This window comes from Pseudoalteromonas sp. S558 (assembly GCF_005886635.1).
Classification (GTDB): Bacteria; Pseudomonadota; Gammaproteobacteria; order Enterobacterales; family Alteromonadaceae; genus Pseudoalteromonas; species Pseudoalteromonas aliena.
The window spans coordinates 1-9,130 of record NZ_PNDU01000275.1; the positions used below are offsets into that span (position 1 = coordinate 1).

Below are 9,130 nucleotides of genomic sequence, written 5' to 3' on the forward strand. Positions count from 1 at the left end.
AGCTCTTGATAAGAAATCTATCTCAAGCCGCTATTTTCAGCGCTAACTGCGTTGAATTTACTTGCAGTAGGCCAGCTATTGACGCGTAAATTCGCCTTGTTTTCACTAAAAATCTCTGGCTAGAGAAAATAAATTTAAATGTCATTATAATTCAATATGTTAGTAAATCTCTTAACTAGAATTCAGGTTAAGTAATACCAATTGGCATCAGTATTTGAACCATTTAACGGGTTTAATCACCTCTATATTTAAGTAAATTGGTATAAATATCTTCATTGATGAGTCAATACGCAGGTATAGGCTCTAAATTAAGTTAATTATTTTGTTAAAACAGCCACTTTCACACAGCTTTTCAGCTTTCATCGGCTTAGCAAAATAATAACCTTGTTGTGCATAGCATCCCATATTAGTTAAAAATACCATCTGCTCTCGTGTTTCAACACCTTCAGCGATACAAGATAACTCAAGGTTGTTAGCAAGTTGAAATATACTCTTAATGATAGATTCATCACCTTTATCTATGCCAATGCTGTTTACAAAGCTTTGATCGATTTTAATCACATTAATAGGAAATTGACTCAAGTAAGTTAATGAAGAATAGCCTGTCCCAAAGTCATCAAGGAGCAACTTGAATCCAAGCGCTTGTAACTTTTGTAGCTGTTTTGCAGCCTTAACTTTATCATCCAACAATGTATTTTCGGTGATCTCGAGGCGCAGTTGCATCGGACTTATCTGGTTGTCGTTTAGGATTGAGAGTAAACGCTTGGCTATGTTTTCTTTAAGAATATGCTTTGGCGATAAATTTAAAGAAATATAAAATAACGGATTACTGGATAGAATGGGTGCTAATTCAGATAAGGCACGTTTTAAAGCTTGCTCAGTGAGCATTTCTATCAAGCCGGTTTCTTCCGCAATAGGGATAAACTGAGCTGGTGATATAAGCTGTCCATCGTTTTCCCAACGCATGAGCAGTTCAACACCGTTAATTACTTTTGCTTCAATATCGACAATTGGTTGATAATGGTTAAAAAACAAGTTGTCTTTGGCGGCATCTTTTAAGTTATTTTCAAGAGTTAACTTTTGTTTTATTTTTTCATTCATTTTTTCGTTGAAAAACTTGAACCCGTTTCTGCCATTTTGTTTTGCATGCATCATTGCAACATCAGCATTTCTAATTAATATATCGGTTGTTTCAGCATCGAAAGGATATAATGCAACACCTATGCTGGCAGATATATTAATAGAAAAATCTTCAATAATAACTTTGTTTGCAAGCTCTGCGCTTATTTCTTTTACTATGTGATTTAATGATTTTACTGAGCTGGTATTTTCTATTAAAACTAAAAATTCATCCCCACTTTGACGGCCCAATGTAGAGTACTCGCCTAATATCGCGCTTACACGTTCAGCAATGTTACACAGTAGTTTATCACCCACGGCGTGGCCAAAAGAATCGTTTACAGGTTTGAATTTATCTAGATCGATAAATAAAATAGCGCACTGAGAAGCGCTCTGTTGCGCTTTTTCTATAGCAATTTCTATTTTTTGGTACATTAAGCTGCGATTAGGCAAGCGAGTTAAAGGATCGTAGTTTGCTAAATAGCGCAATTCGTTTTCTGCTCGTTTTTGTTCCGTCAGATCAGAAATAACAACCACATAATAACTAACGTTATTATCCTCTTTAGCAACAGCTGTGACACTAAGATGGATAGGGTGGTTTTTATTTTTTTTCGTTTTAATGTAAGTATCTGTATGCCAATTTTGTTTTGGTTTCAACGATTTTAGCTTGGCTGCAAATTTTTTACATTTTGCTTTGCCCATTGCTTTAATTAATAATTTAGTGCCTAACTCAGCCTTAGCTGAGTTGCTTGAAAACGCGTCTAAAAGACTATTGTTAGCAGAAAATGGCATTAACTGAGTATCGAGAATAAGTAACCAGTCATTTATTTGGCTAAATGCTTCACCAAGAACATTAGCTTGCTGTTCATTGGCACGTTGTTCGGTAATATTTGTATATATACCAGATACATACAAAGGTTCGTTTGATAGAGGGCTATATATAATTTGGCCAATGTCTTGGTACCACAGCCAATGGCCATTTTTATGATGTAATCTATAAGTCGCTTGCCAGTTTTGCAGCGGTTCATTTTTTTGAATGAACATATTCCATTGGCTTTCGACTCTCCTACGATCATCAGGATGTATTAGGGCAACAAAGTACGCCAATTCAATACGTTCAGGTAAATTAGTGTAGCCTAATTCATTACCTCGCAATGTGTTTACTGTTTCGCTTTTTAAATCGTAATCCCAAACACCACTTTTATTATTTCTCAGTGCTAATTCGGTTTGTTTTTGAGAATGAATAGTTGCGCGATGTGCATTTTCAATTGTAATTTTACGATGACGGTATTGCCAAAAAAGTAAAAACAAAATGCTGATAATACTTAAAGTATAAATAGTGTATGCAAGTGGTGACTGCCAAGGTGCATAAGCAACATTAAGCAGTAGCGTACTACTTTCGTTTGTTTTAGAGCTATTTGTACTATGTGAAGACACGGTTAAAACGTAGTCGCCAGGGGGAAGTTTAGTAAAGAAGATTTTATTTGATTTCAAATTATCATAATTGAGCGACGTAGGGCCCGTTAAAGATACTTTATAATATGTTTTATCGACATTTTGAAAGTCAAAATTTGAAAAGCTTATTTCAAGACCAATGTCGTCATGGTTCAGTGATAATGGGGTTGATGCGTATTGCATTGGGTGGTAATTCACTTGCCTTGATAGCAATGTAATATCAGTTATTAACGTTTTAAAAGTGGAGGCTTGTTGCGATTGTTCGATAAAGTCAGCGGCATCAAATGAGATTGCTCCATAACTACTGCCAAAAATTAAATTACCATTATTTAATTTATTTGCGCCAATAACACTAAATTGATTAACCGAAAGGCCATCCTTAACAGTGTAAACAGTTAAGGCTTGAGTTTGGGGATTGAGGCGATAGAGCCCATTTTGACTGCTTATCCATAAGAAACCGTATTCATCTAGCTGTAAAGAGTACATAGACTCAGTTTTTAAGCCATCGCTCATATCAAAATGATATTTTCTCTCATAACTCGTCGAATCCAAGCCAATGAGGCCTTCTTGGCTGGTAGCAAGCCATAATATTTTGTTATTAATGAGCCAATCATCAATGGTGTAGAGCGTATTACCTTTTCTATTTTGGGCTGCGTAAATACTTGTAAGTGTTTGAGTTTTTTCATTATAACGAAATAGGTGCGTATACGTGCTGATCAGTAATTCATCAGGGTGGGTATCCAAAGGGCGAAGAAACGTATATGCATCGAATGGGTCAATTTGCTCTTTTAGCCCTTTAATTATCCGTACATTTTTTGTTTTCCCGTTATAGATAAAAAAGTTTTCATTACTGAAGTATGCAAATGTATCGTTTGCAATTTCAGAAAAACCGTAAAAATCAATCGGGTTATTTGGTTCTAAATCTATCGTTTGTTTTGAAACTATTTTCTTTGCTTTTTTATCAAATAAAATGAGGTCGTAGTAGCGAACTAGCCATAAATATTGAGATTCAGGTTCTAAATGAGCTGGGATAATATCAAATACTGAAAATTTTCCATAAACGGCTTTACTATCGTCAGATTCTAAATAGTGTTCAGATGTTTTCATATCAGCAGATGCGTGGGTGATGCCGTTATCTGTACCAAACCAAATTGAATCGTCATTATCTTGATAAATTGTATTAATAACGTTGTTAGCAGGTAATTTTGTTTTGTTGAAGCGCCTTGTTTGAATAGCCCATGTAAAAATACCTTGCGTACGTGATGCAAGCCAAAACATACCCGTTGCATCAACCATTAAATCATTAATTGTATTTTCAGTAATATTAAACTTACTTTCGCTAAAATTTAAAATAAATTCAGTGTTACCTGTGTCTCGGTGATACTGGAATAGCCCTTGCTCTGTGGCTATAAACTCTCCGTAGGGGGTTTTTTTATAATCCCAAATATTATACTCAGGAATAATTGTGGATATATTTGAAGTGTTTAAAAGAGTATTGTCATCCAGTGCTACGGCATAGAGCCCCTCTACAGTGCCCACGAGTAGACCTAATTGAGAGTCGATACTTAAAAATTTAACATCATTATTATCGAGAGTGTTTTGCGTGCGATCGTGTAGCTCAAGCTTAGTTAGTTGTTTATTAGCCAAGTTTTGTAAATACAGTCCTTTGTTTGCACCTATGAATAAATCATTTTTGTACGCACGTAATGCGCGAATATGATTAGTTTCATCATCGATGGTAGCCTCTAAAGTGAGTGTTTGACTATTAATACGAAACGAGTAAACCTGATTACGTATCGCAAAATAAAAGATATCTTGAATTTGCTCTACAGCTAAAATGGGCGGAATATAATTTGATTTTTCAGAGGCAACTTGGGAATAAATTTTTACAGTGCTTAAGTTAATAGGATCGATTAAATAAGCACCAGAGCTCTCTGTTGATACAATAATTTTGTCATCATGCGTTTTAAATAAATTTGCTATGTTGTAACGCTCTAACCCAACGCCCCCATCAAAGATATTAACTTGATGACCGTCAAATCGATTTAAGCCCTGCGTAGTCGCAATCCATATAAAACCTAAATTGTCCTGTAATGACTTTGTAACATAGCTTTGCGATAAGCCTTCATCGGTAGAAATGCGTTGTAACTGTTGAGCATAGTTTTGCGATGCGAAAACGTTTCCAAAGTAAACTAAAGCAATTGTATTGAGGATAAAAAGCCATTTATTCAAACGCACTAATAAATTCTCTCATTAACATAGATTAGAGTTATAGGTAGGTACTAAATATAGCATGTATTTTTTATTTTGAATTACAAAAACAGATGCTAAGTTAAAACAGTATTCTTTTTGGTGCTAAACTAATTTATATAAGACAATAACTTAAAATTTTATGAGGTCACTATGAGTACAATTTTTAATGTAGATGCAACCCGAAGCTTATTCTTGGTTATTGATCTGCAGGCTCGATTAGCGCCTGTAATTGATAATTTTTCGGGCGTTTTAAATTGTGCACTACAGTTATCACACGCAAGCCAGATTCATAATGTGCCAACCCTAATTACTGAGCAGTATAAAAAGGGACTAGGGGAGACACATCAACAAATACAAAATGCATTACCAAAGGCCGAATATATTAATAAAACGTTTTTTAGTGCGTGTGAAGAGCCCCATTTTTTAGAAACATTGCAAAGCTACGCACGTTCAGAGATTATAGTTATTGGCACTGAAGCACATGTATGTGTATTACAAACATGCTTGGATTTATTGCAAAATGGTTTTAACGTTATTATCGCTGCGGATGCTGTCGGTTCTCGAAATAAAGAGCACGTACGCATAGCCCTTGATCAGTTACGACAAGCCGGTGCTATTATTTCGTGCGCGGAAACAATTATATTTCAATGGACTAAAAATGCAGCAACACCTACATTTAAAGAAATATTGCCTATAGTTAAATAAATATCGGGGAGTTATGCCCTTATTTTTGTTTTATTACGTACGAAATGGCCAAGTATTCTGAGTTACAAAATAAACAATACACATCTTAAGGCTTTTTATGTCCAATGTTAGTCGATTATTTACAATTATTTTTAGTTTGCTATTTATCGAATCCATAGGGATTGGTTTATATTTCGGGACATTATCGCAAGCATTTATTATTGGTTTACCGCTGAGTTTGCTGCCTATTTGGCTTTTAAATACTCAAGCTAATAGCAAAATAACACCACACATAGTTGCAGCAGCGATTATGATGTTTTCTTTTCTGCATATACAACAAGCGTACGGTTTAATCGAAGTACATTTTGAGATATTTATTTTAATGCCAATGTTAATTGTTTTTGTACAATGGCGGGTATTTATCACTGCCATCGTATTTGTGGCGGTTCATCACTTATCTTTTTATTATTTACAGACTCAAAATACAGGTTTTTATGTATTTGATCCTGATAGGCTTGCTTTTTCTACCGTGCTTATACACGCTTTTTATGCAATAGTTGAAGTGCTTGTTGTAGGCTATATCGCTAAAACATTGCAGCAAGAACGTCGTGCTGGTTCATCACTGAGTTTTGCAACTGAGCAAATTATGTTAGATCCTAAACACATTAAATTGTCACTAAGAGCTGATGATGTAAAAAGTGAAGCTGTGAATGGCTTTAATACATTATTAGATTATTTATCTGATGTAATTAAGCAAGTACAAACCCAGTCAGGATCTTTACAAACTAATTCACAAGAGCTTATTCAAGTTCATGATCAATTGGCTGATGCGGCTCAACAGCGTACACAGCAAACAGATGATATTGCAAATTCCGGTGCTCAAGTTGCTGAGGGTTTCAAGCTAGTTGAACAAGAAAGTGAAGCATTAAAGCTTCAGGTTGATAACATTACACAAGCAGCAAGTGGTGCTTTAGACGATGTTTTACAAACGGACAGTAAAAGCAGAGAATTGTTAAAACTCCTTAATCATACAGAAGAGCAGATCAACCATTTAGTTAGTGCGGGGGATGTTATTTCAGGTTTACTTAATGAAATATCGGGTATTGCAGAGCAAACTAACTTATTAGCTTTAAACGCAGCGATAGAAGCGGCCAGAGCCGGAGAGCACGGCAGAGGGTTTGCGGTCGTTGCTGATGAGGTACGTTCTCTTGCTAATAATAGTAAGGCAACGACAGATAAAATTAGTCTTACACTTAAAAATTTAGTGAGTAATAGTAAAACATCAACGCAGTCTATGGGCCAATGCGTAGATTTCGTTGTTGATCTTACTCAAATAAGCACCGCGATGAAAGAAAACATATCTGCGATGAGCGAGCAGATCAAAGCTGTATCTAGTAGTGCAAATTCAGTCGCGCAAGTGGTCGCAGAGCAGGCGGGTAACACTGAGCAAATAGCTCAAAGTACCAATAAGATGCTTGAAAACCAATATGTAGACTCAAGTATAGTGAAACAGTTGACGGCTAAAGTTCAGCTTATTGATGACAGTATTGAAGTTTTAGAGCAAAGTATTGCAAAGTTCAAATAGACCTAATTATTTAATTATTACAGTGATTGTAACATGGTTGTTTTTTGTTGTAGCTGGGTTTATTTACTTTCAGGTAGGGCAACTGAAAGCATTTGATAGCACGCAAATGCTGATAAAAAACAGCTGGTTTAATAATTTTAAACAGCAGTTAACATGGAAAAATAAAGAAGTTGCATCCTTAATATTGATTACAGAGCAAAGTTGTGGATGTTTTAAGCAAGCTAAGTCGCACATTTCGTCGCTTACAACCTTAGCCAAAACTAAAGGATTGGATGTAGTTCAACTGCAACTTACACAAGAGCTTAAGGCTGTTGTGCCAGCAACTCCCGCTGCGATTATTATCGACAAAAGCGGTGACTTTGTTTATGTTGGACCGCTTTCTGAAGGATTAGCATGCGCGCAAGGTAGTGGGTTTGTTGAAGCTGTGATAAACAACTTAGTTGCAGGATATAACTCAAAACTTTTAATTACCGATACAAAAGGCTGTTACTGCGTTAATAAAGTATAGAGTGATTATGCGTATTTATATGATCTAATAAACTTTATTAGATCATATAAGACGAAATCCCACGTATTAAAATAAACCCCACGTATTAAAATAAACCCTTTTGCAGTTTAAAGTGCTATCAAACCATATATACCCAACAGTACAAACACACTTGCTGCAATAACACGTATTTTACTTAGTGGAATTTTTTGAAGCAAGGCGTTGCCAGCATAAATAATAGGGATATTCGCTATTAACATACCAGCCGTCGTTCCCAGTGTTACCCAAAAAACAGATTGATATTGAGCACCTAACAAAATTGTCGCTATTTGTGTTTTGTCACCAATTTCAGCAATAAAAAATAAGACGAAAGCGACTAAAAACGCACCAAAATGATCGTATTTTTGAGTTACCTCTTCATCTTTATCTGGAATAAGCAGCCAAAAGCCTACAACAATAAAGCTGATATTGACAATCAATGGCATGTAGTGAGTTGTAAAGTTACCGCTGAGCCAATCGCCTAACCACGCAGACAAAGCATGGTTAATAATTGTTGCAGCTAAAATACCTATAATAAGTGCAATTTTATTATGAAAACGAGCGGCGAGAAGTAATGATAAAAACTGTGTTTTATCGCCTATTTCAGCAAGGGTAACAGTGACGGTTGAGGTAAGAAAAACTTCCATTAAAACTACTTTCAGGCGGGAGTGTTAAACAAAGGCAAACAACCATCTCCCGCCTCGAGGATAGTGTTCACCTAAGTCTCGCCGATAATGATTGCTACAACATTACAAACTTACCATGCACGTGAGGTGCAATTATGTTGATAAGTTTACTCGTTTATCAATTTATTAAAACACTAGTGTATTAACCAGTTATTTGTTTAGTGAAATTGACGTACTGAGCGGGCTACTCCCTTAAGGTGCATGCATTATTTCATAAAATATTTGCGCGGTAAACATTAAGAATTACACATAGTTAATTTATTTAGGAACAATAAAATCAGCTTTTGGTAATTAGTTAATAGTCAGAAGAGAGCGAAGACCAGTCACTTAAAATTGTGTTGCCTGAACTGAAAATTTGACCACTGTGTCATTCATTGTTAGCAATAAACTGATTACAGTTATTAGGTATGTAACGTTTATAATTGCACCTCAATAGTCAATTTGTTATTTTACGCACTAATAAAAGGAAAATTTAAGGATGATTCAACTACAGCACTACCCAATGCCTGATCGACCAAGTAACCCCAGCCCTTTAGAAATGGCTATTTATAATTATGAATTACTAGCCAAAAAACACTACGACGATAAGCGCCGTAAATCTGCTGCATCTAAGGAAAAGCTGCAAAGAGATTACGACCACTTACAAAAAGAACGCAAGCGTTTAGAGCACTTGCTTATCGCGCAGCAAAGCTTAGAGTCTTACCGCGCAGAAAGTGAAGGGAGTTCTGTTAAGGAGCTAGCAGAAGAAGAACATCATCCTACGGAAAAACTTGCTAAGTTTTTACGAGCGGCAGGCGAGCCAAAACCGACTTCATATCATGA

5 protein-coding genes and 1 pseudogene are annotated in these 9,130 nt (G+C 35.8%); 4 read left to right on the plus strand and 2 right to left on the minus strand.

From position 1 onward, the window contains the following. Positions 1-303: 303 nt before the first annotated feature. A complete protein-coding gene (locus CWB66_RS16790; RefSeq protein ID WP_138586261.1) occupies positions 304-4,812 on the minus strand; it encodes an EAL domain-containing protein in 4,509 nt (1,502 codons plus the stop codon). 165 nt (positions 4,813-4,977) lie between these two features. Here CWB66_RS16790 and CWB66_RS16795 point away from each other — a divergent pair, with 165 nt between their 5' ends. The 3 genes from CWB66_RS16795 (at position 4,978) to CWB66_RS16805 (ending at position 7,604) form a co-directional block, all read left to right on the plus strand. After that, positions 4,978-5,532 carry an isochorismatase family protein gene (locus tag CWB66_RS16795; protein ID WP_138586262.1) on the plus strand — a complete coding sequence of 185 codons (555 nt, stop codon included), beginning with the start codon at positions 4,978-4,980 and terminating at the stop codon, positions 5,530-5,532. Positions 5,533-5,629: 97 nt separating this feature from the next. After that, the gene (locus tag CWB66_RS16800) at positions 5,630-7,096 is read left to right on the plus strand and encodes a methyl-accepting chemotaxis protein (RefSeq protein ID WP_138586263.1); all 1,467 of its coding nucleotides are present in this window, start codon (positions 5,630-5,632) and stop codon (positions 7,094-7,096) included. Further along, positions 7,080-7,604, plus strand: a complete 525-nt coding sequence (locus CWB66_RS16805) for a DUF6436 domain-containing protein (protein ID WP_138586264.1) — start codon at positions 7,080-7,082, stop codon at positions 7,602-7,604. The genes CWB66_RS16800 and CWB66_RS16805 overlap by 17 nt, the downstream gene beginning before the upstream one ends. A 107-nt stretch (positions 7,605-7,711) precedes the next feature. Here the strand turns inward: CWB66_RS16805 and CWB66_RS16810 are convergent, their stop codons facing one another. After that, entirely contained in the window at positions 7,712-8,269 is a 558-nt protein-coding gene (locus CWB66_RS16810) for a TMEM165/GDT1 family protein (protein ID WP_138586265.1), read from the minus strand. 517 nt (positions 8,270-8,786) lie between these two features. Here CWB66_RS16810 and CWB66_RS16815 point away from each other — a divergent pair. Then, positions 8,787-9,130 (plus strand): annotated as a pseudogene (locus CWB66_RS16815) (AHH domain-containing protein); the annotation flags it as partial.

Excerpts from the sequence above, each read along its gene's own strand:
- CWB66_RS16795 (WP_138586262.1), top strand. The coding sequence starts at position 4,978 with ATGAGTACAATTTTTAATGTAGATGCAACCCGAAGCTTATTCTTGGTT.
- CWB66_RS16800 (WP_138586263.1), top strand. The coding sequence starts at position 5,630 with ATGTCCAATGTTAGTCGATTATTTACAATTATTTTTAGTTTGCTATTT.
- CWB66_RS16810 (WP_138586265.1), bottom strand. The coding sequence starts at position 8,269 with ATGGAAGTTTTTCTTACCTCAACCGTCACTGTTACCCTTGCTGAAATA.